Origin of the sequence: Pseudonocardia ailaonensis (assembly GCF_039531635.1) — a bacterium.
GTDB classification, from domain to species: Bacteria; Actinomycetota; Actinomycetes; order Mycobacteriales; family Pseudonocardiaceae; genus Pseudonocardia; species Pseudonocardia ailaonensis.
The window spans coordinates 18,842-44,409 of the sequence record NZ_BAAAQK010000005.1; the positions used below are offsets into that span (position 1 = coordinate 18,842).

Sequence of the window (25,568 nt, forward strand, 5' to 3'; positions counted from 1 at the left end):
CACCGTGCGCGGGCGGCCTCCAATCGACCTTCAACGGGCGTTGGACAGCCCCGACAGCCCTGACAGCTCCGCGAGCTCGGCCAGCGTCCGGCGGGCGCCCTCGGCGCGGGCCCGCGCCGCGGCCGCCTCGCCGAGCCGGGTCGTGAGGGCGGCGATCATCGTGGCCTCGTCCTCGCTGCGCGGCCAGGGCACCCCGGCGTCCCGGTGGCGCGCCTCGACGGCGCCGAACACCCGCAGCGCCGCGTCCGGCTCCCCGGCCTGGCCGAGGGCCGCGCCGTAGACCTCCAGTGCGTACGGGTTGTCCTTCAGGCCCGCCTCCACCGACGCGCGCACCGCGGCCCGGGCCCAGACCAGCGCCTCCGCCGGTGGGCCGATCGTCAGGAGCAGCCGCGCGGCGTTCGCGGCGCCGTTCCAGGCCGTGTAGAAGTTGCCGGCGGCGCGGGCGTCGTCGTGGAGCACCGCGTAGCGCGGGATCAGGCCCGGGCTCGGGGCGGTGATCGTCTCGTGGATCAGCTCGACGTGGCGGACCACGACGTCCGTGCCCTCGGCCGGGAGGCCCCGCATGACGGCGAGGATCTCGGCCAGCAGGTCCCCGTCGGAGACCCGGGCGACCGGCCCGGCCACCACGGCGAGCTCCTCGCAGAGCAGCAGGGCGTCCGCGCCGGTGACGTCGGCGGCCTCGGCGAGCCCGGCGCGGACCTCCTCGAGGCCGGCGTCGATCCGCCCCTGCACCAGCCAGGAGCAGCCGAGGGAGACGTGCAGCAGGGCGCGGTCGATCGCGCGGGTGCCGTCCCGCCCGGCCCGGTCGAGGGCGAGCACGGCGGAGCTCAGCCAGCGTGCCCCCTCCAGGCCCATGCCGCGGAAGGTCCAGAAGAGGCCGAGCCGCGCGGCGACCGCGACCCCGGTGCCCGACGGCGCGTCGACCAGGGTGTGGTGCAGGGTGGCGCGCAGGCCGGCCAGGTCGTCGTCCACCGCGTCGTACCAGCGGGCCTGGTCGGGCGAGCCGAGCGCCGACCGGGTGTCGACGAGTGCGGCGACCCAGGCGTCGCGGGCGGCGGCCGGGTCCTCGCCGGCCTCCTCCGCGAGGTGCCCCGCGTGCCCGCGCACGGTGGCGAGCTGGGCGAACCGGGATGCGGCGCCCGGACGCGGTGGCCCGAGCGGGGTCAGCAGCGAGCGATGGACGAGCCCGGCGATCGCATCGGTGACCTGGCCGCGGTCGTTCCCGGGGGCCGCCGTCGCGCCGAGGATGCCGGCGGCCAGGCTCGCCGTGAACGGGCCGGGCACCGCGCCCATCGCCCGGTGCAGCGCGGCGAGGGGGTCCGGCAGCGTCCGGTAGCTGGCGCCGATCGCGTCCCGGACCGTCCGGTGGTGGGCCGCGCCGCGCCCGACCCGGGCGAGGCTGCTGGCGTCCGCGCGGACCTGCTCGGCGATCTCGGGCAGCGTGTAGGCCCGCGCCCGGCCGGCGGCGAGCTCCAGCGCCAGCGGCAGGCCGTCGACCGCCGTGGCGATAGTGCGTGCGCTCGCCGTGTCGTCCCGGCGCCCGGCCGGGATCCGGTCCAGGAACAGCTCCACCGCGGCGTCCGTGGCCAGCGGCGCGAGGGGGAGGACCTGCTCGCCGTCGACCTCCAGCGGCTCGCGGGAGGTCGCCAGCACGGTGGCGCCGGCCGGCAGGTCCTCCACGAGCCCGGCGGCGGCGTCGAGGACGTGCTCGCAGTTGTCGAGCACGAGCAGCACCGGCCGCGAGGCCGCGAACCGGCGCAGCGCCTCCGCCGGGTCGGCGGGCCCGCCGGTGGGCAGGCCCAGTGTCGACGTCACGGTGTCGAGGACGCGATCGGGCGTGGCCACGGTGAGATCGACGAACCAGCTCTGCGCGGGATGGCGGCGGGCGACCTCCAGGGCCAGCCGGGTCTTCCCGCAGCCCGCGGCGCCGACCAGCGTCGTGACCTGCCCGGATCCGAGCAGGTCCAGCACCGCGGCGACCTCCCGGGCGCGGCCGATCAGCCGCCCGCGCGCGGCCGGCAGGGCCGGGCCGGCCGGGGCCGCCGGGCGATCGTCCTGCAGGAGCGAGGCGTGCAGGGCCTGCAGGTCGGGGCCCGGGTCGAGCCCCAGCTCCTCGACGAGGACGGTCCTCGCGTCCGCGTAGGCCTGGAGTGCTTCGGGGCGGCGTCCGGCATCCCGGTACGCGGTCATGCGGTGGGCCCAGAGCCGCTCGCGCAGCGGTGTGGCGGCGAGCGCGGTCTCCAGCTCGGCGAGGGCCCGGTCGGTCGCCCCGGTGCCGAGCAGCGCGCCGATGTGCGTCTCGCGCAGCTGGTCGCGGACCTCCTCGAGTCGCGCGACCGCGGCGCGGGCCCACTCCTGCTCGGCGGCCGACCCGAACGGGCGGCCCCGCCAGAGCCCGAGGGCCTCCTCGGCGGTGCCCAGCGCCCGATCGGCGACGCCGGCGTCGAGCAGGTCCGCGGCGGCCGTCGCCAGCCGGACGAAACGCTCCGAGTCCAGGTCGTCCGGCTCGGCCACCAGCCGGTACCCGCCGGGCTCGCGGACGAGCGTGGTGGCCGGGGCGCCGGCGGCCCGGTCCGGCTCCAGCACGCGGCGCAGCCGCCAGACGTGCGAGTCCAGGGTGGACACCGAGCGGGCCACGCCCGCATCGCCCCAGACGGCCTGGGCGAGCTGGTCCGATCCGACGGGGTGACCCACGTGGACGATCAGCAGGGCGAGCGCCGCCTCCAGGCGCGCGCCACCCACGGGGCGGGTCTCGCCGTCCCGCTCGACGAGCATCGGCCCCAGGTCCCGGAATCGCGGCCTCGTCGCCCCAGTCATCTGCCCACCTCCGCCACCGTGGGTGAGCTCGCGGTCACGAGATCGGACATAACGTCAGTGTGACCGGTGTCACTGACCAGGCGGAGATCCCCGTCTCGGACCCCTCGGCGCCGACTACGGCGTCGACGGGTCACGGCCGGTGATCACGGGTGCTGGACCGCCGGCCGCGGCGGATCCAGAATTCCGGGGTGGTCGTGACCTTCGGTGCGGCGCTCCGCGCGGCGCTCGTCCCGGCGCCCGGGCCGTGGGGACTCGTCGCCGGCCTGCGGGCCACGGCGGCCGCGGCGCTCGTGCTGGGTGGATCGGTGCTGGTCGCGGACCTGTCCGCCGGCGGGATCGCCTATCTCGGCGTGGCGTGCGCGGCGAGCTTCATCGGTGTGGGCGACCTCCGCTCGCGCGCCGTGCGGGTGGCGGGGCAGGCCCTCGGCGCGGGCCTGGGGATGACGGTCGGGGCGCTCGTGCCGACCACCGCGGCCTGGGTGATCGGGGCCGCCGTGGTCGTCGGGTTCCTGGCCGGGGCGGTCGGCCGGATCGGGCCCGCGTCCACCGGCGGCGCCGTGATGGCGGTCATCGGGGTGGCGTACACGCAGTTCGGGCGGCTCGCGATGCCCTGGTGGGAGCCGGTCGTCGCCTACGCGATCGGCGGGGCGCTGCTGCTCGCCCTCGCGGTGCCCGGCGCGCTGGGGTGCCGGGGCCGGTGGGCGGCGGTGGCCGGGGTGCTCGACGCCGCCGCGGACCTCGCCGAGTGGCCGTCCGACGCCGCGCGGCACCGGCTGGCGCTGGCCTCCGCGGCCGCGCGGACCGCGGTGGCGGGGTACCGGATCCGGCCGGTGAGCGGCCCGATCGCGGAGGTGTGGGCGGGCGCCCGGGACGCGGCGGCGCAGGCGGCGGCGCTCGCGGACGGTGCGGCTGCTCCCGCGCCCGAGCCCGCACGGCAGTGGCGGGAGCGAGCGGCGGAGGTGCGCTCGGGCCCGCTCGTCCGCTCGGGCGCCGACCGTGCAGCGGGAGAGGGGGGTCGTACACCCCCGGACCGCGGCGGGCGGGGCGGCGACCAGCTCGCCGCCGATGGTCGGGAGGCCGTCGGTGGTGCGGGGGTCCTCGGCACAGGGGAGGCCGGGTGGGGCGGCTGGGTGCCCTCGGTCCGGGCGGCGGTCCGCGCGTCTACCGGCCGAGCCGCGCTGGAGACGGGCGCCCGGATCGGGCTGTGCGTCGGGGCCGCCACGGCGCTGGCGATCGCGCTGCACCCGCCGGAACACGCGTACTGGATCCCGCTGACCGTCGCGGTGGTGCTGCGGCCGGAGTACGGGGCCGTGCTGGTCCGGTCCGTGCACCGGCTCGTCGGGACCCTCGTCGGGGTCGGCGTGGTCGCGGCGGCGCTGGCGCTCACCTCGTCCCCGGTCGTGCTGTCGGTGGTGGCGGCGCTCGCGCTCGGGTTGGCGGCGTTCGCCCGGCCCCGGATCTACGGGCTCGCGGTCGTCGGGATCACCGGATCCGCGCTGCTCAGCGTGGCTCTCGCGAACCCGGCGGCGATCCAGCCGGCCCCGCGGCTGCTCGACACGGCGCTGGGGTGCGCGGTCGCGCTGCTCGGCGGGGTGCTGCTCTGGCCCCGCCGCGGCCTGCCCGACCAGCCGCGGGCGTTCGCCACCGGGTTGGACGCCCTCGCCCGGATCGCCTCCTCGGCACCGGGCGCCACGGACGAGGCCTACCGGTGGGCCCACGCCTGGCGGGCCGAGCTGGAACGGGACCTGGCCGAGGCGGACCCGGCGCGGGCCGCCGCGGCGTGGCTGCCCGTCGCGCTCCTGCTCGAGCGGGCCGTGGACCACGCCTGCACCGCAGGCGGTCCCCTGGCGTTGCCGCCGGAGCGCCCGGCGACCCCGGCCGAGGCCGCGAACCTGCTCACCGCGTACCTCGGCCGTTGAGCGGGTCGCCGGTCCCTGCCGCGGCGCTCGGCCCGGCGCCCCGGCCGATCCGCTACCGGACGACGTCGAAGACCTGCTTCTGCAGCCCGTTCGAGTAGGCCTTGCTGTCGACCAGGCGCAGCATCTGCTTGTCCTTGTCCGTCTCGCTGAACATGCGCTTGCCGGCGCCGAGCAGGAGCGGGAAGACGAGCAGGTGGTAGCGGTCGATCAGGCCGGCGTCGGAGAGGCCGCGGTTCAGGGTGGCGCTGCCGTGGATGATGATCGGCCCGCCGTCGGTCTCCTTGAGGGCCGCGACGTCGTCGAGGCCGCGCAGGATCGTGGTCTCGCCCCAGTTGGTGGCCAGGTCGGCCTCGGCCAGCGTGGTCGACACCACGAACTTGGGCATCGCGTTGTAGCCGGCGAAGATGTCCATGTCCGGCCACACGGGAGCGAAGGCCTCGTAGCTGGTCCGGCCCATCAGCATGGCCGTGGCCTCCTCCTGCTCGGAGCCCTTCATCTCGTAGGCGTCGGCGTCCTGCTCGATGTCCTTGAAGGTCCAGCCCGAGGAGCGGTAGCCGGGCTCGCCGCCGGGGGCCTCCACGACGCCGTCGAGCGAGACGAACGCGGTGCTGATCAGAAGGCGGCTCATGGTGTCCTCCGGGGAGCGCGTGACGATGCGGTTGCCAGGGAGACCGTAGGGGGGCGCGAAAGTCATCGGTCACACGACGATCCGGGTGCCTCGAGGGGCACCCGGATCGTCGGTTGTGGGGAAGGTGGTTCAGGCGGCTCTTCAGGCGGCGAGGGCCATGGCCGGGGCGGTGACCGGGGCAACCGTGCCGCGGGCCTCGATCGCGGTGAACAGGGCGTCCTCGTAGCGGGCGATGCAGGAGTCCCAGGTCAGGGTCTCGGCCTTGGCCCGGGCCTGGGCGGAACGGGTGGCCAGCAGGGCGCGGTCGTCGGCCAGCTCGCGCAGGGCGGCGCGGAGGGTGTCGACGTCGCGGGCCGGGACGATCGTGCCGGGGCCGGCGGCCAGGTCGCGGACACCGGGCAGGTCGGACACGACCGGGACAGCACCGGCCATCATGCCCTCCAGCACCACCAGGCCGAACGCCTCGGCCTGCGTCACGGACGGGAGGGTGACCACGTCGGCGGAGTCGTAGGCGGCGGCGAGCTCCTCGTCGGAAACCCGGCCGCGGAAGGTGATGTTCGTGGCGCCGGCGGCGAGGCGCTGGTAGTCGGCGCGGTGCGGGCCGTCCCCGATCAGGGTCAGCTCCATGCCGTCCTGGCCGGCGACGGCGGGGATGAGCCACTCGAGGCCCTTGTAGGGGCGCATCTGCCCGACGAACAGCACCTGCAGCGGACCGTCGGTCTTCTTCTCCGCGAGGGGGCGGAGGTCGGTGCCCCACTCGATGACCTTCACCGGCGGCCGGCCCGAGCCGCGGGACTCGCTGTCGGCGTAGAACTGCGAGGTGGTCAGGGTCATGTCGGCGCGGCCGGAGAGGATGCGGTGGAGGCGATTGTAGACCCCGGAGAGGGTTTCGGCGCCGCGCACGGCGAGGGCGGAGTGGTGGGTGTAGACCACCGGGGTGCCGCGCCGCGCGCCGGCGAGGAGGAGGAAGACGTCGGACATGGTGGGGACCGGGCCGTGGAGGTTGATGACGTCGTAGTCGCGGGTCATGGCCGAGATGTGGCGCCAGTAGGCCAGCATCGCCGAGAACCGGTACTCGCCGAACGACAGCCGCGGGATCTGCACGCTGGACAGGACGTCCACGCGGTGCCCGCGGCCCCGGAGGCCGGTGGTGAGGCGGTCGACGCAGCGGGAGATCCCGGACACGATCGGCGGGGCCTCGCTGGTGACGATCAGGACGTTGAGGCCGTCCTCGTGCGCGGAGACCGCGGGGCGCAGGGTGCCGGTGGTGGGGGTGATGGTGCGCTGGGCGCGGAGGTGGGTGAGGAAGCGGCGGGCCTCGCGCACCATCGTGAACCGGCCGGTGGTGGCGGTGGTGGTGTTCGACATCGGGGGCTCCTCGTCCGTTCCTGCTGACAGGAACAAGACTGCTGCTCAGAGCCCCGGCAAACGATCGTGTGCACCCGCCGACCGGCAGGGCTCCACCCCCGAACCCGGGTAGGGTTCACCCCCCACCCGAACCGGACGGACCGTCGCTTTCGGGCACCGGATGTGGTCCACTGGCCGCCCTCACCTGCACCGGGAGGCCCGCATGATGCTCTGGCGGCTGCTGAGCGCCCTGGCCCTGCTCGCGATGGGGGGCCTGCACCTCTGGCTGGTCTTCCACGGCACCGGGGGCATCCTCGGCGTGCTGTTCGTGCTCAACGCGATCGGCGGCCTCGCGCTCGCGATCGCGATGCTCGCGACCCGGGGCCGGCTGCTCCTCGTCTCCTCGGTGCTGAGCCTGCTGTTCCTGGGCGGCACACTGCTCGCCCTGGTGCTGGCCCTGACCGTCGGCCTCTTCGGGATCCGCTCCAGCCTGAGCTACGACCTCGCCACGACGACCCTGGTCGTGGAGGCGATCGGGGTGGTGGTCCTGCTGGTCACCACGGTCCGCGCGGCACGGCGGCAACCGGTGCGATGAGTTTTGCCGGGGCCCGCCGTCTACCGCTCGACATCGACAGCACACTGCCCCGGAGGGCATCATGACCAAGATCATCGCCGGCCTGTTCAGCTCCGTCGACGGCGTCGTCGAGGCGCCCGAGACCTGGCACTTCCCGTACTTCGACGACGAGGTCGGCGCCGTCGTCGGCACCCTGATGCAGCCACGGATGCTGTTGGGCCGCAAGACCTACGTCGGTTTCGCCGAGGCCTTCGCCCCGATGGCGGGGCAGGACTTCGCCGACCAGATGGCGGCGCCGCCGAAGTTCGTCGTGTCCCGCACCCTGGAGTCCGCGGAGTGGGGCAACGCCTCGATCCTCGGCGCGGACTGGGCGGACCGGATCCGTGAGATCAAGGCCGAGGGCGGGCCGGACCTGGGCATGAGCGGCAGCGTCGCGCTGGTCCGCGGCCTGATCGCCGAGGGCCTGCTCGACGAGCTGCACCTGCTCGTGCACCCGGTCGTCGTGGGCAAGGGCCTGCGGGTGTTCGGCGACGACGGGTCCTACCCGCTGCCGTTGGCCTCCGCGACCACCCTGACCAACGGGACCCTGCACCTGACCTACACGCCCGAGACGCGGTAGGCCCGGGGGGCGGCACCCCGCGGACCGTCCGAGGAGGACGATCTCCCCCGCGCCCACGGGCCGGGACGCCTCAGCCGAAGTCCGACACGCTCTCGAAGAGCGGATGGGTGCCGGACTGCGGTACGGCCGGGCCGGTCGTGGGGATCGGACCCGGGGCGTCGGGCAACGCGGCGGTGCCCTGCAGCGTCCAGCTGTCGATCACGAAGGGGATGCTGGTGGCGGTCAGGAAGTCCGGCCCGTCCGTGATCACGAAGTGCAGGTGGGCGGAGGTGGAGTTGCCGCTGTTGCCCAGCGTGCCCACGACGTCGCCGGCCTTGACCGTGTCCCCCGGTCTCACCGTGACGCTGCCCGGCTGCATGTGGCCGTACACGGCGAAGCGGTCCGGGGCGATCCGGATGACCACGCTGTTGCCGATGTAGTCCTCGCCGACCTTGACGTTCTTCGCCGGCGTGACCTGCGGGGCCTCGTTCGGCAGCCCGTCGCGGGTCGCGACGACCGTGCCGTCCGCGACCGCCAGCTCGTCGGCGCCGATGTAGGAGTACTGGTCGTTGCTGCTGCCGTCGCCCGCGAAGAAGGCGCCGTTCTCCAGCCGCACCCAGTCCACGGCGAACATCTCGGACTTGATCTCGTGCTGGCCGTCGACCGAGTAGCGCAGCGAGCGGTGCCCGTTGGGCTCGCAGCACCCCTGCAGGCTCCACCAGCCGCCGCCCCTCAGCGGGGCGGAGATCCGCACGGGCTCGATCGGTGAGACCTTCCGCGGCAGGCCGGTGACCTGCCCGGTCGTCCGCCCGTCGAGGATGGACAGTGCGGGGGCGTCCGCGGGGACGCTCCAGGAGAACGCGTGGTCGAGCTCGGCCGGAGGCTCGGCACCCGCCGGCAGCGCGATGTCGACCTCGACGGCGACCTGGCCCGACACGGGGATCTGCGCGGCGGGGGTGACCGGCCGCTGGATGAAGTTCTGCTGCGTGCGCGCGGCGAGCTCCGGACCGCTGAGCGTGAGCACGGGGGTGCCGGCCTTCCGGTCCCGCACCTCCACCGAGGTCAGCGTGACCGGCGCGGTGAAGACGTTGGTGACCAGCACGTCGTACTCGACGTGGGTCCGGCCGTCGCTGCCGGGGACCACCAGCGGGTCGCCGATGGGCGCCAGCGTCAGCGGGGTGAGGCCCTGCGGCGCCACGGCCGGCGGCGACGCGGGCGTCACCGCCGGGGCTCCGCAGGCGGTCAGCAGTGCCGCCGCGGTCAGCCCGCCCAGCGCCGCGACGATCGTCCGGTTCGACCTCGAGATCAGTGCCACTCGCGGATGACAGCAGTGATCGACGGTGGTCCACATCGTCCGGATTGGGTACGTCGTCCTCCTGCGACGTGAGGCGCAGGGCCCGGGCCGGCCGGGGGCGTAACCTCCCGGGTGGCACGGGTGATCGAGAGGAGCCGGACATGGTGGACGACGGGCAGCAGCGGCGGATCGCCTTCGTGCAGTCGTTGTGGCACAGGGAGATCGTGGACCAGTGCCGGGACGCGTTCCTCGCCGAGATGGCCGAGCGCGGCGTCCCCGCGGACCGGATCGACCTCTTCGAGGTCACCGGCGCCTTCGAGATCCCGCTGCACGCCAAGCGCCTCGCCGAGACCGGCCGGTACGCGGGGATCGTGGCCTCCGGCCTGGTGGTCGACGGCGGGATCTACCGTCACGAGTTCGTGGCCACCGCGGTGATCGACGGCCTCATGCGGGTGCAGCTCGACACGGGGGTCCCGGTCTTCTCCGCGGTCCTCACCCCGCACCACTTCCACGAGCACGACGAGCACCACGGCTTCTTCCACGACCACTTCGCCGTGAAGGGCCGCGAGGTGGCGAAGGCGTACACGGAGACGGTCGCGGCCCTCGACCGTCTCCCCGTCTAGCCGAGAACCTCGCGCAGGCGGACGGCGAACTCCTCGGGCTTGCCCGCGTAGCCGAAGGAGCCGTCGAGGAAGCCGCCGTGATGGCTCGGGAAGACGGCGACCTCCTGGCCGAGCAGCGCGGCCGCGGCCCTCGACGTGCGGTCGGTGAAGGTGCCCGCGGACTCCTCGCCGACCGCGATCACGACGCGCGACGAGGCGTTCCTCAGGGCGTCGACGTCGGGCTCGTAACCGCTCACGGCCCACGACAGGTCGGAGAGCAGGGGGTCGTCGCGCTTGCCGTCGTCCTCGGTGGGCATGCCGAACTGCGCGGGATCCGGCGCCGGCTGCGCCAGGTACTCCTCGGTGTACTCGCCCGCCCACGAGGTCATGGCGATGAAGGCCGCCATGCCGGCGCCCCAGCCCTTCGCCTCGTAGGCCTCGGTCACGGCGGCGCGGGCCCGGAACCCGTTGGCCGCGTCCGGCGTGACCGGGATGAGCGGCGGCTCGTGCGCCACGAGGGTGATCACGTCCCCGGGATGGGCCGCGACCAGGGCGAGCGCGGTGACCGCGCCGCCGCTGCTGCCGAACACCTCGACCGGGCCGCCGAGCTCGGCGATCAGGGCGTGGAGGTCCTCGGCCTGGACCTCGGGATCGAACGTGGTGCCGCCGTCCTTGCGGACGCTGCGGCCGAGGCCGCGGGGGTCGTAGGCGACCACGGTCCGCTCGGGCAGCAACCCGGCGAGGACGTGGAAGCCGTCGGCCGCCATGGGCTGGCCGACGGCGAGCAGGATCGGGCGGCCGTCCGCGGGCGGGAGCGGGCCGAACACGTCGTAGGTGAGGTCGACGTCGGGGGTCACGAGGACTCGGGTCTCCATGCTCGTGAGACCGGGCGGCGCCGCGAAACTCATCGGAGGTGGCGCCATCCGGCGACCAGCCGCCCCACCCGCGCCGCGGCGTCGTCGGCGATGCCCGCTGGACAGCCGTGCCAGCATCGGTGCATGGAGGTGCGCACCGCCCGCGCCGGTGATGCGGGAGCGATCGCGCGGGTGCAGGTGGAGTCCTGGCGGGCGGCCTACCGCGGACTGATCGCCGACGACGTGCTCGACGGGCTGTCCGTCGAGGACCGGACGGCGGTCTGGGCGGGAGCGCTCGCCGCGCCCGCGGCGCACCTCGATGTCACGGAGGTGGGCGGGGAGGTCGTCGGGTTCGTCGCGGTGAGCCCCGGGATGCTCCACGCGCTCTACACGCTGCCGTCGGTGTGGGGCACGGGTGTGGGGCTCGCGCTGCACGACGGCGGGGTCGAGCGGATCCGGGCCGGTGGGGCCGAGGGCGCGGAGCTGTCGGTGCTGGAGGGGAACGCGCGGGCGGTCCGGTTCTACCTCCGCGAGGGGTGGGTGCTCGGGGAGGCCGGGACCGAGACCGTGATGGGCGGGCTCGTGCTGCCCGTGCGACGGATGCACCTCGCGCTGTCGCCGAGATGAACCCCAGCCACCGGGGCGGGGTGCTCCCCGGTGGCTCGGTTCGTCTCGACCCGGGACTGTCCGTTCGGGGCGTGGCGGGCGGGGGCCGCGGCGCTGTTCAATGGGGTGTGGACAGCGAGCGGCCGGTCGTGGACGGCACCCGGATCAGCTCCCGGGAGCTGCGGGCGCGGGCCCTGGCCGAGGCCGGGGTGCTGCGGGGCGGCCATGAGGCGGAGGTCGCGACGGCGCGCGCCGAGCTGGTCGACAGCCTGGCCGCGCTCGACCGGGGGCTCGCCCGGCTGCGCGCCGAGGTCGGCGCGAAGGTGAAACGGGTGGGGATCATCGCGGGTGGGGTCGTCGCGGGGAGCGCCGCGCTCGCCGGCGCCGCCGCGCTCGTCCGGGTGCGGGCGGGGAAGCGCGCCGCGGGCTGAGCGGCGCGGCTCGGGATGCTCCTGGCCTGACGGGATCCGGGGCGGGGGCTAGGGTCCGCCCGGTGGAGAACGAGGACGAACGGATCGCGCTGTTCCTCGACTACGAGAACCTCGCGATCGGGGCCCGGGACGGGTTGGGCGTCAGCCCGTTCGCCTTCGGCCCGGTGGCCGACGCGCTCGCCGAACGCGGCCGGGTGGTGAGCCGGCGGGCGTACGCGGACTGGTCGTTCTTCGACGAGGACCGCCGGCTGCTCACTCGCCAGCAGGTCGAGCTGATCGAGATGCCGCAGCGGCTCGGGGTGGCCCGCAAGAACGCGGCGGACATCAAGATGGCCCTCGACGCGCTGGAGCTGGCCTACGAGCGGCCGTTCATCACGACCTTCGCGATCGGGACCGGGGACTCGGACTTCACCCCGCTCGTCCACAAGCTGCGCGAGATGGACAAGCGGGTGATCGGGATCGGGGTGCAGTCCTCGACCTCGGCGCTGCTGCCGCCGGCCTGCGACGAGTTCCTGTTCTACGACCGGCTGGTGGGTGTCGAGGCCAAGCCCGCGGCGCGGCGGGGCCGGAACGGGAAGCCGGCCCAGCACGCCGCACCCGAACCGGCGCCGGTGGTCGAGGCCCCCGCAGAGCCGGAGGAGGAGCCCGCGGACGGCGTCGACGTCGGCAAGCTGGTGGTGAGCACCCTCGCCGGACTCCAGCGGCACGCCGACGGGCCGGTGCTCGCCTCCCGGCTCAAGCGGGCGATCCTGCGCAAGGACCCCACGTTCGACGAGGCCGACCACGGCTTCCGCGGGTTCGGCGAGCTGCTGCGCCACCTCCAGAACGACGGCGTCGTCGAGCTGGGGGTGGGTTCTGCGCAGGGGGACCCGCAGGTGACCTTCGCGGAGCGCGGCCCCGGCGACGAGGCGGCGTTCACGCTGCTCGTCGACACCGTGCGCGGGCTCGGCCGGCCGCAGCTCTCCGGGCTGAAGGACCAGATCCGCAAGCGGGAGCCGGACTTCAGCGAGAAGCGCTACGGCTTCGCGGGGTTCCAGGCGTTCGTGAAGGCGGCCCGGGCGCGGGGGCTCGTCGACATGGAGTGGGACGAGGCCCTCGGCGACCAGGTGCTGTCACTGCCGGGCTAGGCCGCGCGGGAGGCGAACTGCTTGCCGGTGCTCGCGGCGAGCTCGTGGGCCTTGGCGCGGACCTCGGCGGCGAGCGGGCGCAGCGCCTCCATCTGCGGGGTCACGTCCGCCAGGGTCAGCTCGGCCTCGACGAGGGTGACCTCGGCGCCCCACACGTCGCCGAAGATCCGGCGGATCCAGTCCGTGGCGTGGTCCCAGCCGGCGCGCGGGGTGCCCTCGCCGTAGCCGCCGCCGCGGGCGACGACGATCGCGACCTGGCGGCCGGCGAGCGGCGTGGTGCCGGGGGCGAAACGCGGGTCGGTGATCACGAGGTCGATCCACACCTTGAGGTGCTGGGAGACGCCGAAGTTGTAGAGCGGCGCGGCGATCACGGCGGTGTCGGCGCGGAGCACCTCGTCCGCCAGCGTGGTGGCGAGCGCGACGGCGGCCTTCTGGCCCTCGGTGCGCTGGTCCTCGGGGGTGTAGCCGGCGAACGCGGCGGTGGCCCAGACCTCGGCCGGGAGCGGTGCGGTGCCGACGTCGCGGCGGATCACGCTGCCGCCGGGGTGCTGCTCGAGGTAGGCGCGCTCGAGGGTGTCGGCGACCTCGCGGCTCACCGAGCCCTCGGTGCGGATGCTGCTGTCGAGACGGAAGAGGGACACGGGAGACCTCCGGAGGACGTGCTGTCTGTAAGATGTTCTGTATAGCAGACTATCTCAGGAGCAGAACATCGGCAGTGGCTCGTCTCACCGGTACCCTTCGGACATGACCACCCCGCAGCACGTCGAGGCCGATCTCGGCTGGGCGCTGGGCAAGGTCATGCGCGCGCACCTGCGCACCGCACAGGAGGTCGTCGCCGGGCTGCCGGGTGGGCCGCGGGGCTACCAGGTGCTGGTCGAGGCCGCGAACGGCGGACCGGGGAACCAGCTCGCGCTCGCCCAGAAGCTGGGTGTGGACCGCACCGTCATGACCTACCTGCTCGACGAGCTGGAGAAGGCCGAGCTGGTGCGCCGCCAGCCCGATCCGGCGGACCGGCGGGCGCGGCAGATCGTGATCACCGACGCCGGGCGCGGCCGGCTCTGCGACCTCGAGCGCCGGCTGCGGGCCGCGGAGGAGGCGCTGCTCAGCCCGCTCGACGCGGCGGAGCAGGGGCAGCTGCGGGCGCTGCTGGCCAAGCTGGCCACGGACGCCGGCCCCGCCGACGCGTGTGCGGCGGCGGAGCAGATCGAGAACTGCTAGGAGATCGCCTTGACGGCCTTGGTGCCGTCGGGGGCGATGGCGTACCAGGTGCTGTCGGTGCCCTGGCCCTCGGCGGTCGAGAGCAGGCCGTCGTCGCGGGACCAGGTGTAGAGCGGCCAGCCGGCGAGGGTGAGCTGGGTGCCGCCGTCGGCGCGCTTGACCGTGCCCACCTTCGCCGCGTCGACGCCCATGAGCTCGGGCTGCTGGCCGTCGGGGAGCAGGAAGGGCTGCCACGTGGTCGCACACGCGCCGGTGCAGGTCGACGTCGGCGGCGCGGCGGAGTCCTTGTCGAAGCGGTGCAGGACGTGCCCGGAGCCGTCGGTGACGACCGTCCCCAGTGGACCGCTCTGCACGGCCCACAGCTCGACGCCGCCGGAGCCGTGGCTCATGCCGGGCATCGCGCCCATGTCCATGCCCGGCATCTGGTGCTGGGCGGCGGGGGCTGCTGCGGAGGGTGCCTGGGGGGAGCTGCAGGCGCCGAGCGCGAGCAGTCCGGCGGCGGCGAGACAGGCCAGAGTCAGGGGGGAGCGACGGGCCATCGGGGGTTCTCCTTGTCGGGTGGCCCGACGGTAGGTGGGTGCCCGCTGCCGGTGGCCGAGTCTGAGAAGGGTGGTTGCCTGTGGTCCGGCGATCCGCCGGCGCGGGGAGGCGAACGGCGCCGCGCTGCTCCACCGGGCGGAGCGGGCTGCGCCGGGGGCCTCTCAGGCGCGTCGCCGAACGGGCGGGCGGACCGCTCGTCCCGTCCGGATGCCGTCCCGGTCCTCCCGGATCAGGCCTGGAGCCAGAGGCTCACGGCGAGGCCGAGCCCGGCCAGCCCGATCGCGATCCGGAGCGGGGTCGCCGGCACCCTGCGGACGAGCACGGGGCCGATCCGCGACCCGACCAGCAGGCCCGCGCAGAGGACGCCCGCGGCGGCCCAGTTCACGGGGCCGGTGAAGGCGAAGACGACGGCGGCGACGATGTTGGCCGCGCCCGTCGCCACGTTCTTCGCGGCGTTGGAGCGCGCGAGGCTCTGCGACCAGGCCACGGAGAGCAGCGCGAGCATCATGACGCCGGCGGCGGCGCCGAAGTAGCCGCCGTAGACCGCGACGCCGAACGCGGCGACGAGCGTGAGCGGGCCGAGCGGGGTGCTCGCCGCGCCCTCCTCGGTGCGGCGCTCCGCCCACTGCCGCAGCCGCGGGGCGACCACCAGCAGCACGCTGGCCAGCGCGATCAGCCACGGGACGACCGAGGCGAACGTGTCGCCGGGGGTGACCAGCAGCAGCGCGCCGCCCGCCGCGCCACCGACCGCCGTCAGCAGGCAGAGGCGGACGAGGACCGGGCCCTGGCCCTTCAGCTCCGGGCGGGACCCGGCGACCGAGCCGGCCGTCGTCCCGATCATGGCGACGGTGTTGGTGACGTTCGCGACGACCGGTGGCAGGCCGACCGCCAGGAGCGCGGGATAGGAGATCAGGGACGCGAGCCCCGCCACCGCACCGGTGAACCCGCCGCCGAGCCCGGCCAGGAACAGAAGTCCCAGCGTCGCGGCGGTCATCCCTCGACCGAAGCACGGCTCGCCGGGGAACGGAATGTGATGTCGGCTGGCACGCTGTGCCGATGACCGCGCTCGATCTCAACTCCGACCTCGGCGAGTCCTTCGGCCGCTGGACCCTGGGCGACGACGACGCGATGCTCGGGCTGGTGACCAGCGCGAACGTCGCGTGCGGCTTCCACGCCGGGGATCCGACGACGTTGCGCCGCACGGTGTCCGCGGCCGCCCGCAACGGGGTGGTGGTCGGGGCCCAGGTGGCCTACCGGGACCTCGCGGGGTTCGGGCGTCGGTTCGTCGACGTGGAACCGGAGGACCTCACCGCGGACGTGCTGTTCCAGATCGGCGGGCTCGAGGCGATGTGCCGGGCCGCCGGAACGGCCGTCCGGTACGTGAAGCCGCACGGGGCGCTCTACAACGCGTCGGTGCACCACGCGGCGCAGGCCCGGGCCGTGGTGGCGGCGGTCGCCGAGTACGACCCGACGCTGCCGGTGCTCGGCCTGCCCGGCTCGGAGCTGCTGCGGGCGGCCGAGGAGCGGGGGCTGCGGGCGGTGCCGGAGTTCTTCGTCGACCGCGGGTACACGCCCGAGGGATCGCTGGTGCCGCGGCGCGAGGAGGGGGCGCTGCTGCGCGATCCCGCGGAGGTCACCGAGCGGCTGGTGCGGATGGTGACCGACGGGGTCGTCCGTGCGGTCGACGGGACGGACGTGCGGGTGCGGGCGGAGTCGGCGTGCCTGCACGGGGACTCGCCCGGCGCGGTCGCGATGGCGCAGGCGGTGCGGGACGGGCTGGCGGCCGCGGGAGTGATCCTGGAGGGCTTCGCGTGACGGTCCTCCCGTTCGGCGACGCCGCGCTGCTGGTGACCCACGAGGACCCGGTCGCGCTGGGTGCGGCGTGCCGGTCCGCAGCGTTCGCCGGGGTGCTCGACGTGGTGCCGGCGGCGGAGTCGGTGCTGCTGGTGTGCACGCCGGGCACGGACCTCGGCGGGTTGCGGTCGGCCGTCGAGACGCTGGAGGTGCGGCCGGTGGAGGCCCTCGACGCGGGCTCGGTGGGGATCGCGGTGACCTACGACGGCCCGGACCTCGACGAGGTCGCCTCGCTGACCGGGCTCGACCGCGCCGGGGTGGTCGCCGCCCACACGGGGACGCCGTGGCGGGTGGCGTTCGGCGGGTTCGCGCCCGGCTTCGCCTACCTGACCGGCGGGGACCCCCGGCTGCACGTGGCGCGTCGGTCGTCGGCACGGACGTCCGTCCCGGCGGGGTCGGTGGGGCTCGCCGGGGAGTTCAGCGGGGTGTACCCGCGCTCGTCGCCGGGGGGATGGCAGCTCATCGGGCGCACCGACGCCGTGCTGTGGGACCTGGACCGGGACCCGCCCGCGCTGCTCGTGCCGGGTGCCGAGGTGAGGTTCGTCGAGTCGTGATCACGGTGCTGGGGACGGGGGCGCAGGCGCTGGTCCAGGACCTGGGGCGGCCCGGGCTGGCGGCCCTGGGGGTGGGTCGCTCGGGGGCGGCGGACCGTGCGTCGCTGCGGCTGGGGAACCGGCTGGTGGCGAACCCGCCGGACGCCGCCGCGATCGAGGTGCTGTTCGGCGGGCTGGCGCTGCGGGCCTCGCGGGACCTGCTGGTGGCGCTCACCGGGGCGCCGGCGCCCGCGTCGGTGGACGGGCGGCCGGTGGGGCACTTCGCGCTGGTCCCGGTGCGGTCCGGCCAGGAGCTGCGGCTCGGGGTACCGACCTCGGGACTGCGGACGTACGTCTGCGTCCGAGGGGGGATCGCCGTCCCGCAGGTCCTCGGGTCGCGCAGCACGGACCTGCTCTCGGGGATCGGGCCGGCGCCGCTCGAGGCGGGGACCGAGCTGCCGATCGGGCCGGAGCCCTCGGAGTTCCCGCTGGTGGAGGTCGCTCCGGTGGCCCCGCCGCCGGCCGGGCTCGTCACGCTCCGGGCGGTCCGGGGTCCCCATGCCTCGCACGCGGTGGACCCGGGCGGGCTCGCGACCTCGCCCTGGGTCGCCTCCGACCGGACGGACCGGGTGGGGATGCGGCTGGAGGGCGCGACCCTGGAGCCGGCCGACGGCGCGGGGACGCTGCCGAGTATCGGCCTGACCCGCGGTGCGGTGCAGCTGCCGCCGGGCGGGGAGCCCGTTGTCTTCCTCGCCGACCATCCCGTGACCGGGGGATACCCGGTGATCGCGGTGCTCGAGGACGCGGAGGTGGACCGGGCTGCGCAGATCCGGCCCGGACAACAGGTGCGGATCCGACTCCGACCCTCGTGAGTGGCAATAGTCGCTCTGGCGACTATTCGCACTCACGGGGTGGGCGGCACAGGAGGTCGAGGTGCTCGGCGAGGGTGCGGCGGAGCTCGGCGGGGGAGGTCAGGGCGGGGCGGGCGCAGCCCTGGAAGGTCAGGCCCTGGACCAGGGCGTCGATGCTCGCGGCGGCCCGTTCCGGATCGAGGTCCGGGCGCAGCTCCCCGCTCGCGATCATGATCTCCACCGCGCGGTCGGCCAGCCGGCGGATCCCCTGGCCCGTCTCCTCGCTGATCCCGCGCAGGCCGGGGAACGCGAGCGCGTGGGCGGCGAAGGCGAGGTAGATCTGCTGGTCCGCCCGGCCCTGCTCGCCCACCGGCAGCAGCTCGGCGAGCATCGTCTCGACCCCGCGCCGGTCCCGGGCCGCCTCGAGCAGGGGCACGACCCGCAGCGACGCGACCGCCACGAGCTCCCGCATCGCGTTCGTGAGCAGCGCGTCCTGGGTGGGGAAGTAGTACCGCAGCGCGGTGGGTGACATGCCGGCCTCGGCCGCGACCGTCCGCACGGACACGTCCGCGATCCCGGCCTGCCGGATGACCCGCCAGAGCGCCTCGACGATCGTGGCGCGCCGGGCGTCGTGATCGGCGAGGCGCGGCATGGCTTTGTCTAGCACAGCGCACACGGTAGGTTCTGGTACAGCCGTACTAGCACCCGTCCGTGCCGGTGGGTCGAGGCCGGGGGGTCGGCACGGGTCGCGGCGCGAGTACGGCCGGGTGCGGCCCCGGGAGCCCGGGGCCGCACTGGCCCGGCCACCACGGCCGATGAGCCGCTCGCCACGCTCGATTCGGTGCGGCCGGCGCCCTCGCTACGCTCGGACCCGTGCCCACGCTCCGAGCGCGGATCGCGTCCTGGTTCGTCCGCCGCCAGCTGGCCCGGATGAACCGCAAGGGCCTCGATCTCGGCTCCCTGCTCCCCGAGTCCGCCCTGATGCCGCTGCGCAGGGACGGGCTCGACCCCATCCCGGCGCTGGCCGCGGCCCGGTCCGCCGCACCCGTCAGCAAGCTCGACATCCCCCTGAAGATCGACGTCTGGCTGGTCAGCGGGCGCGAGGAGGTCCGGACGGTCCTCGGCTCGGTCGACGACTGGTCCAGCGACTTCAACAACCTCGCCGTGCAGGTCGGGATGGCCGAGAGCGAGAACCCCGGCGGCCTCGGCTTCTCCGACCCGCCCGTGCACACCCGGCTGCGCAAGCTGCTCACGCCGGAGTTCACGATGCGCCGGCTCGCGCGGCTCACCCCGCGGATCGAGGAGATCGTGGAGGAGTGCCTCGACACGATGGCGGCCGCCGACGGGCCGGTCGACCTGGTCGAGGCCTTCGCGCTGCCGATCCCGTCGCTGGTGATCTGCGAGCTGCTCGGCGTGCCGTACTCCGAGCGCGAGGCGTTCCAGGAGGTCGCGACCGCCCGTTTCGACCTGCTCGGCGGCGCGTCCGCCTCGCTCGGCGCGATCTCGGACTCGCTCGTCTTCCTGCGCGAGCAGGTCAAGAAGCAGCGCGACAACCCCACGGACGGCCTGCTCGGCCAGATCATCCGCGAGCACGGCGACCAGGTGGACGACGAGGAGCTGGCCGGCCTCGCCGACGGCGTCCTGACCGGCGGGTTCGAGACCACCGCGTCGATGCTCGCGCTCGGTGCGCTCGTCCTCATGGAGGACGCCGACGCCGCCCGGACCGTCCGCGAGGGGGACTCGGGCCCGGTCGTCGAGGAGCTCCTGCGGTACCTGACGGTCGTGCAGGTCGCGTTCCCGCGCTTCGCGAAGCGGGACATGCAGGTCGGCGGCGTGACGATCAAGGAGGGCGACGGCGTGATCTGCTCGCTGCTCTCCGCGGACCGCGACGGCGCCGAGCCCTTCGACCTGTACCGGGCCCCGGCGCCGCACTACGCCTTCGGCCACGGCATCCACCGCTGCATCGGCGCCGAGCTGGCCCGGATGGAGCTGCGCGCGGCCTATCCCGCGCTGCTGCGCCGCTTCCCCGAGCTGCGGCTCGCCGTCCCGGCCGACGAGCTGCAGTTCCGGGACGCCTCGATCGTCTACGGCGTGGAGACGCTGCCCGTGCTGGTGCGCTGAACCCAGTCCGCCACCAGCGCCCGGCAGGCCTTCGCGCTGGTCTCCGCCCGGTCGACGATCTCGGCGCGCACGGCGTCGAGGTCCACCTCGGCGGCCACGGCCGCCGCCACCGCGGGCGACCAGCCGCTCGTCCAGCAGGCGAAGACGTCCAGGGTGATCTCCGGATGGAACTGCAGGCCCAGGTGCGGGCCGAGCGCGAACGCCTGGAGCGCGACGTCGTTGCGGAGCAGCTCGGTGGCGCCCGGCGGCAGGGTGAAGGCGTCGTAGTGGAACTCCATCCACCGGCCGGTGTCCAGGTCGGTGAACCCGCGTTCGGGTCGCGGCGCGCGCCCGACCGTCCCGCCGAGGGAACGGGAGAGGGCCTGGCCGCCGAAGCAGATCCCCAGCGTGGGGGTGCCGTGCGCGGTGGCGGCGCGCAGGAAGGCGAGCTCGGGGGCGAGCCAGGGCAGGGTGTCGTCGTAGGCGGCCTCGGCGGAGCCCATCACCACGATCCGGTCGACGTCCGCGGGATCCGGCACCGCGCCGCCCGCCGTGAAGGTGGCGAGCCGCACCTCGAACCCCAGGTCTTCTAGGACCGGGAGGACCGTGCCCGGGATGCGGCGCTGCCTGGCCGGGTCGGGATCGTGGACGAGGATCAGCGCGCGGGCCATGGCCCGAGCGTGCCTCAGCCGTCGGGCTCGGGCACCGTGACCTTCGCCGGCACGCTCTTGCCGAACGCCAGCGCCGCGAGATCGCTCACGGCGTGCACCCCGTCGGCCTCGGAGCCGGAGGGCGGCACCTGGTCCATGATCGCGACGACGTACCGCTCGCCCGGCCCGGTGAAGCCGACCGAGTCGAGCACCCAGTGCTTCCCGTAGGAGTCCTGCTCGAAGGACCAGCCGTCCTTGTTGCCGGCGTCCCCGGCGGCCCACACGCCCCACTGCTGGTTCTCGGCCACCCCGCGGAGGGCCTTGACCAGGTAGGCGCGGTCGGCGGGTGCGGTGCGGCCGAGGACGTAGCCGGCGAGCGCGGCGAGATCCGTGGTCGTGCACTTCACGAAGCCCCAGTAGGTGCCCTTCGTGAAGCCGGGGACGAACTCGAGCCCGGACATGCCGAACACGCTGCGGAAACGGGCGAGCATGGCGTCGTCGCCGTAGCGGTCCCAGAGCCGGTCGGACGCGGCCTCGTCCGAGAAGTTCAGCATGGTGTCCATGTCGTGGCGGTCCGCGGCGGACAGGGTGATCGCCCCGCTGCGGTCTCGGACGAGCAGGTCGGTGGCGATCGCCAGCTTGATCGTCGACGCCGTCCAGCCCTCGTGGGTGGTGTCGCCGGCCTGCCAGGTCAGCCCGGTCGCCCGGTCCCGGACGACGATGCCGAGATACCCGTTCGGCGCCTTCAGCTGCGCGATCCGCTGGGCGACGGCGGCGAAGCGGGCCTGCTGGGCGCAGGACCAGCCGGTGTCCGGGCACGCCGGGGCCGTGGCGGTGGGCGACGGGGCGGTGGGCGGCGGGGCGGTGGGCGACGGGGCGGCGGTGGTCGGCGGGGCCGTGGTGTTGCCGGGGGCGGGTGCAGCGACGGGCGCTCCCGCGACCGGCACCGCACATCCCCCGAGCACCGCGAGCAGCAGCACTCCCACCGCCGCCCGCATTATGGAGCCATAACGCACCTTCGCGGGCCCTCTGACGTGCGTTGTGGCTCCATAACGCACTGTCGAGGGCCCTGTGACGTGCGTTGTGGCTCCATGGTGCGTCATGTCGGGGTGACCTCGTCGCCGACCCGGATCGTGACGCCGGGGGTGTCGGGGATCAGGTTCATCCCGAACAGGAGGTTCGTGCCGCTGCGGCGGTGCTTCGCCAGCGTCGCGAGGGGCTCGCGGCCCTTCTCGGCGGTGTCCGGGTCGACCGTCGTCATCACGCAGCGCCCGCACGGCTTGACCACGCGGAAGCGGGCGGCGCCGATCCGGACCGAGCTCCACCCGTCCTCGGCCCAGGCGGGCGTGCCCGTGACCACGACGTTCGGCCGGAAGCGGACCATCGGCAGCGGCGCCTCGGCGGCGTTCGGGCCCTCCGCGACCAGCGCGTTGAGTGCCTCGAGCGAGCCCTCGGTGGTGAGCAGCAGGGGATAGCCGTCGGCGAAGGAGACCCGGTCGTCGGCGCGGCCGTAGTCCGGGTCGACGCCGCGGCGGGTCGGGTCGTCGAGATGCACGAGCCGCAGGGGCCTGCCGATCACCGCGCTCAGCCACTCGTCCGCCTCGGGGCCCGCCGGGGTGGCGGAGACGGTGTCCCGCCAGACCACGACGTCCGTCCGCGGGCCCTCGGGTGTCGCCACGTGGAGGGGCTCGGCGCCGGGGGCCCGCAGCACCAGCCCGTCCGCGACCGGGGTGGGCTCGACCAGCAGTAACCGGTGCAGGGTGCGTGCCGTGGCGAACGCGCCGCCCGGATCGGTGACCATCCAGCGACGGTCCCCGCGCAGCCCCCAGGGCTCGACGCAGGCGACGGGCACGGAGGCGCCCCGGCAGGACTTCACCGGGTAGCGGAAGAGCCCGCCGACGACCGCGCTCACCGGAGGAACCTACGTCCCGCGATCGGGGGACGGCGGGGAAGGATGACCTCATGCGTCTGTTCACCGCCGTCGTCCCGCCGGTCGAGGTGCGTGCCGATCTGCAGGAGGTCGCACCGGTCGCGGGGCTGCGGGCGACGGACCCGGCGGGGTGGCACGTCACCCTGGCGTTCCTCGGCGAGGCCGATCCGGAGACGCTGCGCGACGGTCTGGCCCGGGTCGCCGCCGGTCACCCGCCCCTCGACCTGGCCCTCTCCGGGGCCGGCTCCTTCGGGAACCGGGTGCTGTGGGCCGGGCTCTCGGGCGACCTCGACGGTCTGGCGGCGCTGGCCGGCGCGGTCGCGGAGGTCGCTCGCGCCGCCGGGCTGACCCTCGACGACCGTCCGTACGGGCCCCATCTCACGCTGGGCTTCGCCGCCCCGCCCCGCCCGCTCGACGCCGAGGTGGCGGCCCTGCGCGACCACCGCGGGCCGGGCTGGCGGGCCCGGACGCTGCATCTCGTGCGCAGCGACCTGGGCCCGCGCTACTCGGGCGTGGCGACCTGGCCGCTCACCGGCCCGTGAGCCGCTCGACCACCGGCGCGAGCGCCTGCGCGAACCCCTCCGCGACCGCGAAGTAGCTCACCCCGAGCTCGGCCCGGCGGCGTTCGAGCTCGTCGGCCATCTCGTCCGGCGTGCCGCGCAGGACCGCGAGGGTGTCGGAGTCCCGGAGGGCGTCGGCGATCCCGTCCCCGGCCCACTGCACGGCCCAGTCCGGGATCTCGTCGCCCACCACGAACACGTTCATGCCGATCTCGAGTTCGCGCCCCGCGGCCCGTTCCCGCAGGTCGCGGGCCATTCGGCCGACCTCGCCCCGCGGGGTGAGCGGCTGCGCCGCCAGCATGACGACGTCCGCCCGCTCGGCCGCCAGGCCCAGGGCCTTCGGGCCGCTCGCGGCCATCATGACCGGTGTCCGCGGGCCGTCCGCCTCGCGCTCGCGCAGCGCGTCGATCGCCTCGACGATCTGCGCGCGCCGCTGCGCCCCCGAGCCCCAGGGCAGGCCGAGGCGCTCGGCCTCACCCCGGGCGTCCGGACGTCCGGTGCCCAGCCCGAGATCGAGCCGGCCGCCGGTCAGGGTGGCCAGGGTGTGGGCCTCCCAGGCGATCGTGCGGGCCGGGCGCAGCGGCGCGGCCAGCACGAACGGGGCGATCCGCAGGTCGGGTGCGGCCTGGGCGGCGGTCGCGAGGGCGAGCATCGGCGCGTGCAGGTGGAGGTTGTCCGGGGCGAGCAGGGTCGAGTAGCCGAGGCCGGCGATCCGCCGCGCCCGCCCGGCCCACGCCTCTCCGGGGCCCTGCGGCGCCGCCACGACACCGAAACGGAAGCCGGTCATCGTGTCCTCCCCAGGGTGGCGGCGATCGCGATCATCACCAGCAGGCCGCCGAACCGGGCGACCGGGACGAGGTAGTACAGCGCGGGCGTGATCAGCGCGAACGTGCTGAGCAGCGCGAGCACGCCGACGGCGATCGCGGCCCAGGCGATCGGCGCGGGCACGAGCCTGCGGATCACCGCCGGGACGCCGAGGCCGAGCAGGAACAGGCCCAGCGGCGCGGCGAACCCGACGCTGCCGGTGCCGAACCAGAGCGTGGCGAGGGTGCGGGCGAGGCCCGCGTCCCCCGACCCGGCCGTCTGCGCGGCCGTCCAGCTGAACAGGGCGCTGAGCATCAGCGAACCCGCGGCGAGCACCGCGCCGGCGAGGCCCATCAGCGGACCGGGTGCGGAGACGCCGAGCCGCTGCATCCGGCGGACCGCGGTGGCGGCGTACACGACCAGCGGGAACGCCGAGCCCAGGAGCAGCGCGGCCCCGACGGACATCCAGGTCCCGTTCGCCGCGGCGTAGGCGAGCACCGCGTCCGCCCCGGTGTCGGGCCGCGGGCCCGCGCCGCCGAGGACGGCCCCGGCGACGGTGAGCGCGGCGAGCACGAGCGCGGGGACGAGCAGGGGCGGTCCGCCCTCCCGCTCGGTCCGGGCGGGCCTGTCGGTGGTGAGCGTGGTCATCGTTCCCCCTTGTAGTCGTTACAAGTCAGAACGATTCTCTTGTGACTATGGTTTGTCAACAGATACGGTTCGGGGTGTGGACGATCGCAACGGCCCCGGATCGGCGTTCCTGCTGACCCAGCTGGGCACCTACGCCGCCGGGCGCTTCGCCGAGCGGATCGCGGACCTGGAGCTCACGCCGCCGCAGACCGGCCTGCTACGGGCCATCGCGGCCGGTCCGGGTCAGTCCCAGCAGGCGCTGGCCACCCTGCTGGGCACGCCGCCGAGCCGGCTCGTCGCACTCGTCGACGGCCTCGACGAGCGGGGCCTGGTCGAGCGCCGCCGCAACCCGGACGACCGGCGGCTGCACGCGCTCCACGTCACGCCGGCGGGGCAGGAGCTGCTGGGCCGGATCGCGCAGGTGGGGAAGGCGCACGACGACGACATCACCGGCGCGCTCGATCCCGCCGAGCGATCGGCGTTGCGCGGACTCCTCGGCAAGCTCGCCGTGGCCCACGGCCTCACCCCGGGCGTCCATCCCGGCTACCGGCACCTCTAGAACGCGCGAACGGCACCCTCGCGGCGCGAGGATGCCGTTCGGGGAGGAGCGTGCTCAGCTCTGGGCGGACGGGTCCATCCAGACGACCTCCCAGTGGTGGCCGTCCGGGTCCAGGAAGGACCGGCCGTACATGAAGCCGTGGTCCTGCGGGTCCTGGGCCTTGCCGCCGCCGTTCGCCAGCGCGGCGTCGCCGAGCCGGTCGACCTCCTCACGGGAGTCGACGCCGAGGGCGACGATCGCCTCGGTGGCGCTCCCGTCGGAGGCGGGCTTCACCGTGAAGTCCGCGAAGTGCTTCGGCGAGAGGATCATCGCGTTGATGCCCTCGCCGAGGACCAGGGCGAGCGAGTCCTCGCCGCTGAAGGCCTCGTTGACCGAGTAGCCCAGGGCGGTCCAGAAGGCGCGGGCGCGGGCGAGGTCGTCGCTCTGCAGGTTGACGAAGATCGTGGTCGTGGCCATCGGGGTGCCTCCTCAGAAGGGGTGTCGCAGGGAAGACGGACGAACCGTACGGAACTCATCGGCCCCACCGGAGCCGGGGCCCGCGGGGA

Annotated in this window: 29 protein-coding genes; 14 read left to right on the forward strand and 15 right to left on the reverse strand. The window is 74.9% G+C overall.

The window, feature by feature from the left end; translation table 11 throughout:
- Positions 1–30 precede the first annotated feature (30 nt).
- Complete coding sequence (locus tag ABD324_RS08605; RefSeq protein ID WP_344414320.1) at positions 31–2,817, reverse strand: ATP-binding protein; 2,787 nt, start codon at positions 2,815–2,817, stop codon at positions 31–33.
- 188 nt (positions 2,818–3,005) lie between these two features.
- Between ABD324_RS08605 and ABD324_RS08610 the strand changes: the two genes are divergently transcribed.
- Positions 3,006–4,736, forward strand: coding sequence for an FUSC family protein (locus ABD324_RS08610; RefSeq protein ID WP_344414324.1), 1,731 nt, complete (start codon positions 3,006–3,008; stop codon positions 4,734–4,736).
- 52 nt (positions 4,737–4,788) lie between these two features.
- On the opposite strand, the gene ABD324_RS08615 is transcribed toward ABD324_RS08610, so the two are convergent.
- Both ABD324_RS08615 and ABD324_RS08620 read right to left on the reverse strand, forming a co-directional pair.
- Complete coding sequence (locus ABD324_RS08615) at positions 4,789–5,364, reverse strand: dihydrofolate reductase family protein (protein WP_344414327.1); 576 nt, start codon at positions 5,362–5,364, stop codon at positions 4,789–4,791.
- Positions 5,365–5,505: 141 nt separating this feature from the next.
- Entirely contained in the window at positions 5,506–6,732 is a 1,227-nt protein-coding gene (locus ABD324_RS08620; RefSeq protein ID WP_344414329.1) for a glycosyltransferase family 4 protein, read from the reverse strand.
- A gap of 202 nt (positions 6,733–6,934) precedes the next feature.
- Between ABD324_RS08620 and ABD324_RS08625 the strand changes: the two genes are divergently transcribed.
- On the forward strand, positions 6,935–7,306 hold the full coding sequence (locus ABD324_RS08625; RefSeq protein ID WP_344414331.1) for a hypothetical protein: 372 nt from the start codon (positions 6,935–6,937) through the stop codon (positions 7,304–7,306).
- A 61-nt stretch (positions 7,307–7,367) separates the two neighbouring features.
- On the forward strand, positions 7,368–7,904 hold the full coding sequence (locus ABD324_RS08630; protein WP_344414334.1) for a dihydrofolate reductase family protein: 537 nt from the start codon (positions 7,368–7,370) through the stop codon (positions 7,902–7,904).
- Between the two features lie 70 nt (positions 7,905–7,974).
- Here the strand turns inward: ABD324_RS08630 and ABD324_RS08635 are convergent, their stop codons facing one another.
- Complete coding sequence (locus ABD324_RS08635; RefSeq protein ID WP_344414336.1) at positions 7,975–9,198, reverse strand: M23 family metallopeptidase; 1,224 nt, start codon at positions 9,196–9,198, stop codon at positions 7,975–7,977.
- Between the two features lie 140 nt (positions 9,199–9,338).
- On the opposite strand from ABD324_RS08635, the gene ABD324_RS08640 reads away from it, so the two are divergent.
- Complete coding sequence (locus tag ABD324_RS08640; protein WP_344414338.1) at positions 9,339–9,800, forward strand: 6,7-dimethyl-8-ribityllumazine synthase; 462 nt, start codon at positions 9,339–9,341, stop codon at positions 9,798–9,800.
- Here the strand turns inward: ABD324_RS08640 and ABD324_RS08645 are convergent.
- Complete coding sequence (locus tag ABD324_RS08645; protein WP_344414340.1) at positions 9,797–10,654, reverse strand: alpha/beta fold hydrolase; 858 nt, start codon at positions 10,652–10,654, stop codon at positions 9,797–9,799. The two genes, ABD324_RS08640 and ABD324_RS08645, sit on opposite strands and share 4 nt — an antisense overlap.
- A gap of 123 nt (positions 10,655–10,777) precedes the next feature.
- Between ABD324_RS08645 and ABD324_RS08650 the strand changes: the two genes are divergently transcribed.
- The 3 genes from ABD324_RS08650 to ABD324_RS08660 all read left to right on the forward strand — a co-directional run bounded on the left by ABD324_RS08650 (position 10,778) and on the right by ABD324_RS08660 (position 12,797).
- Positions 10,778–11,260, forward strand: a complete 483-nt coding sequence (locus ABD324_RS08650; protein WP_344414342.1) for a GNAT family N-acetyltransferase — start codon at positions 10,778–10,780, stop codon at positions 11,258–11,260.
- The gene (locus ABD324_RS08655; protein ID WP_344414344.1) at positions 11,257–11,670 is read left to right on the forward strand and encodes a hypothetical protein; all 414 of its coding nucleotides are present in this window, start codon (positions 11,257–11,259) and stop codon (positions 11,668–11,670) included. The genes ABD324_RS08650 and ABD324_RS08655 overlap by 4 nt, the downstream gene beginning before the upstream one ends.
- Positions 11,671–11,732: 62 nt before the next feature.
- Positions 11,733–12,797, forward strand: coding sequence for an NYN domain-containing protein (locus ABD324_RS08660; RefSeq protein WP_344414346.1), 1,065 nt, complete (start codon positions 11,733–11,735; stop codon positions 12,795–12,797).
- Here the strand turns inward: ABD324_RS08660 and ABD324_RS08665 are convergent.
- Positions 12,794–13,438, reverse strand: coding sequence for an FMN-dependent NADH-azoreductase (locus ABD324_RS08665; protein WP_344414348.1), 645 nt, complete (start codon positions 13,436–13,438; stop codon positions 12,794–12,796). The two genes, ABD324_RS08660 and ABD324_RS08665, sit on opposite strands and share 4 nt — an antisense overlap.
- A gap of 103 nt (positions 13,439–13,541) precedes the next feature.
- On the opposite strand from ABD324_RS08665, the gene ABD324_RS08670 reads away from it, so the two are divergent.
- Positions 13,542–14,015 carry a MarR family winged helix-turn-helix transcriptional regulator gene (locus tag ABD324_RS08670; RefSeq protein ID WP_344414350.1) on the forward strand — a complete coding sequence of 158 codons (474 nt, stop codon included), beginning with the start codon at positions 13,542–13,544 and terminating at the stop codon, positions 14,013–14,015.
- Here ABD324_RS08670 and ABD324_RS08675 read toward each other — a convergent pair.
- A complete protein-coding gene (locus ABD324_RS08675) occupies positions 14,012–14,554 on the reverse strand; it encodes a hypothetical protein (protein ID WP_344414352.1) in 543 nt (180 codons plus the stop codon). The two genes, ABD324_RS08670 and ABD324_RS08675, sit on opposite strands and share 4 nt — an antisense overlap.
- Before the next feature lie 230 nt (positions 14,555–14,784).
- Complete coding sequence (locus tag ABD324_RS08680; protein WP_344414355.1) at positions 14,785–15,549, reverse strand: sulfite exporter TauE/SafE family protein; 765 nt, start codon at positions 15,547–15,549, stop codon at positions 14,785–14,787.
- Positions 15,550–15,611: 62 nt separating this feature from the next.
- Between ABD324_RS08680 and ABD324_RS08685 the strand changes: the two genes are divergently transcribed.
- Genes ABD324_RS08685 through ABD324_RS08695 form a run of 3 tightly spaced genes read left to right on the forward strand, consistent with a single transcriptional unit; the run spans position 15,612 to position 17,814 of the window.
- A complete protein-coding gene (locus ABD324_RS08685; RefSeq protein ID WP_344414357.1) occupies positions 15,612–16,370 on the forward strand; it encodes a LamB/YcsF family protein in 759 nt (252 codons plus the stop codon).
- The gene (locus tag ABD324_RS08690; RefSeq protein ID WP_344414359.1) at positions 16,367–16,963 is read left to right on the forward strand and encodes a 5-oxoprolinase subunit B family protein; all 597 of its coding nucleotides are present in this window, start codon (positions 16,367–16,369) and stop codon (positions 16,961–16,963) included. Before ABD324_RS08685 ends, ABD324_RS08690 begins: the two co-directional genes overlap by 4 nt.
- Positions 16,960–17,814 carry a 5-oxoprolinase subunit C family protein gene (locus tag ABD324_RS08695; RefSeq protein WP_344414361.1) on the forward strand — a complete coding sequence of 285 codons (855 nt, stop codon included), beginning with the start codon at positions 16,960–16,962 and terminating at the stop codon, positions 17,812–17,814. The genes ABD324_RS08690 and ABD324_RS08695 overlap by 4 nt, the downstream gene beginning before the upstream one ends.
- A 22-nt stretch (positions 17,815–17,836) precedes the next feature.
- Here ABD324_RS08695 and ABD324_RS08700 read toward each other — a convergent pair whose 3' ends face one another.
- Positions 17,837–18,460 (reverse strand): TetR/AcrR family transcriptional regulator, encoded by a 624-nt coding sequence (locus ABD324_RS08700; RefSeq protein ID WP_344414363.1) that lies wholly within the window; start codon positions 18,458–18,460, stop codon positions 17,837–17,839.
- 227 nt (positions 18,461–18,687) lie between these two features.
- Between ABD324_RS08700 and ABD324_RS08705 the strand changes: the two genes are divergently transcribed.
- The gene (locus ABD324_RS08705; protein WP_344416292.1) at positions 18,688–19,914 is read left to right on the forward strand and encodes a cytochrome P450; all 1,227 of its coding nucleotides are present in this window, start codon (positions 18,688–18,690) and stop codon (positions 19,912–19,914) included.
- On the opposite strand, the gene ABD324_RS08710 is transcribed toward ABD324_RS08705, so the two are convergent.
- From ABD324_RS08710 to ABD324_RS08720, 3 genes are all read right to left on the reverse strand, one after another.
- The gene (locus ABD324_RS08710) at positions 19,878–20,564 is read right to left on the reverse strand and encodes a type 1 glutamine amidotransferase (RefSeq protein WP_344414365.1); all 687 of its coding nucleotides are present in this window, start codon (positions 20,562–20,564) and stop codon (positions 19,878–19,880) included. The two genes, ABD324_RS08705 and ABD324_RS08710, sit on opposite strands and share 37 nt — an antisense overlap.
- A 14-nt stretch (positions 20,565–20,578) precedes the next feature.
- Entirely contained in the window at positions 20,579–21,529 is a 951-nt protein-coding gene (locus ABD324_RS08715) for a serine hydrolase (RefSeq protein ID WP_344414367.1), read from the reverse strand.
- A 113-nt stretch (positions 21,530–21,642) separates the two neighbouring features.
- The gene (locus ABD324_RS08720; protein WP_344414369.1) at positions 21,643–22,455 is read right to left on the reverse strand and encodes an MOSC domain-containing protein; all 813 of its coding nucleotides are present in this window, start codon (positions 22,453–22,455) and stop codon (positions 21,643–21,645) included.
- Between the two features lie 50 nt (positions 22,456–22,505).
- Between ABD324_RS08720 and thpR the strand changes: the two genes are divergently transcribed.
- Complete coding sequence (gene thpR / locus ABD324_RS08725) at positions 22,506–23,015, forward strand: RNA 2',3'-cyclic phosphodiesterase (RefSeq protein ID WP_344414371.1); 510 nt, start codon at positions 22,506–22,508, stop codon at positions 23,013–23,015.
- Here the strand turns inward: thpR and ABD324_RS08730 are convergent.
- Positions 23,002–23,820 carry an LLM class flavin-dependent oxidoreductase gene (locus tag ABD324_RS08730; RefSeq protein ID WP_344414373.1) on the reverse strand — a complete coding sequence of 273 codons (819 nt, stop codon included), beginning with the start codon at positions 23,818–23,820 and terminating at the stop codon, positions 23,002–23,004. The genes thpR and ABD324_RS08730 overlap by 14 nt on opposite strands.
- On the reverse strand, positions 23,817–24,485 hold the full coding sequence (locus tag ABD324_RS08735; protein WP_344414375.1) for a DUF4386 domain-containing protein: 669 nt from the start codon (positions 24,483–24,485) through the stop codon (positions 23,817–23,819). The genes ABD324_RS08730 and ABD324_RS08735 overlap by 4 nt, the downstream gene beginning before the upstream one ends.
- Before the next feature lie 76 nt (positions 24,486–24,561).
- Here ABD324_RS08735 and ABD324_RS08740 point away from each other — a divergent pair, with 76 nt between their 5' ends.
- The gene (locus ABD324_RS08740; protein WP_344414377.1) at positions 24,562–25,023 is read left to right on the forward strand and encodes a MarR family winged helix-turn-helix transcriptional regulator; all 462 of its coding nucleotides are present in this window, start codon (positions 24,562–24,564) and stop codon (positions 25,021–25,023) included.
- Between the two features lie 54 nt (positions 25,024–25,077).
- On the opposite strand, the gene ABD324_RS08745 is transcribed toward ABD324_RS08740, so the two are convergent.
- Complete coding sequence (locus ABD324_RS08745) at positions 25,078–25,479, reverse strand: VOC family protein (RefSeq protein WP_344414379.1); 402 nt, start codon at positions 25,477–25,479, stop codon at positions 25,078–25,080.
- Positions 25,480–25,568 lie beyond the last annotated feature (89 nt).

Bases quoted from the DNA above. Each gene is read 5' to 3' on its own strand.
- ABD324_RS08605 (WP_344414320.1), bottom strand. From the start codon at position 2,817: ATGACTGGGGCGACGAGGCCGCGATTCCGGGACCTGGGGCCGATGCTC.
- ABD324_RS08615 (WP_344414327.1), bottom strand. From the start codon at position 5,364: ATGAGCCGCCTTCTGATCAGCACCGCGTTCGTCTCGCTCGACGGCGTC.
- ABD324_RS08620 (WP_344414329.1), bottom strand. From the start codon at position 6,732: ATGTCGAACACCACCACCGCCACCACCGGCCGGTTCACGATGGTGCGC.
- ABD324_RS08625 (WP_344414331.1), top strand. From the start codon at position 6,935: ATGATGCTCTGGCGGCTGCTGAGCGCCCTGGCCCTGCTCGCGATGGGG.
- ABD324_RS08630 (WP_344414334.1), top strand. From the start codon at position 7,368: ATGACCAAGATCATCGCCGGCCTGTTCAGCTCCGTCGACGGCGTCGTC.
- ABD324_RS08640 (WP_344414338.1), top strand. From the start codon at position 9,339: ATGGTGGACGACGGGCAGCAGCGGCGGATCGCCTTCGTGCAGTCGTTG.
- ABD324_RS08645 (WP_344414340.1), bottom strand. From the start codon at position 10,654: ATGGAGACCCGAGTCCTCGTGACCCCCGACGTCGACCTCACCTACGAC.
- ABD324_RS08650 (WP_344414342.1), top strand. From the start codon at position 10,778: ATGGAGGTGCGCACCGCCCGCGCCGGTGATGCGGGAGCGATCGCGCGG.
- ABD324_RS08655 (WP_344414344.1), top strand. From the start codon at position 11,257: ATGAACCCCAGCCACCGGGGCGGGGTGCTCCCCGGTGGCTCGGTTCGT.
- ABD324_RS08670 (WP_344414350.1), top strand. From the start codon at position 13,542: ATGACCACCCCGCAGCACGTCGAGGCCGATCTCGGCTGGGCGCTGGGC.
- ABD324_RS08675 (WP_344414352.1), bottom strand. From the start codon at position 14,554: ATGGCCCGTCGCTCCCCCCTGACTCTGGCCTGTCTCGCCGCCGCCGGA.
- ABD324_RS08680 (WP_344414355.1), bottom strand. From the start codon at position 15,549: ATGACCGCCGCGACGCTGGGACTTCTGTTCCTGGCCGGGCTCGGCGGC.
- ABD324_RS08685 (WP_344414357.1), top strand. From the start codon at position 15,612: ATGACCGCGCTCGATCTCAACTCCGACCTCGGCGAGTCCTTCGGCCGC.
- ABD324_RS08710 (WP_344414365.1), bottom strand. From the start codon at position 20,564: ATGGCCCGCGCGCTGATCCTCGTCCACGATCCCGACCCGGCCAGGCAG.
- thpR (WP_344414371.1), top strand. From the start codon at position 22,506: ATGCGTCTGTTCACCGCCGTCGTCCCGCCGGTCGAGGTGCGTGCCGAT.
- ABD324_RS08730 (WP_344414373.1), bottom strand. From the start codon at position 23,820: ATGACCGGCTTCCGTTTCGGTGTCGTGGCGGCGCCGCAGGGCCCCGGA.
- ABD324_RS08735 (WP_344414375.1), bottom strand. From the start codon at position 24,485: ATGACCACGCTCACCACCGACAGGCCCGCCCGGACCGAGCGGGAGGGC.
- ABD324_RS08745 (WP_344414379.1), bottom strand. From the start codon at position 25,479: ATGGCCACGACCACGATCTTCGTCAACCTGCAGAGCGACGACCTCGCC.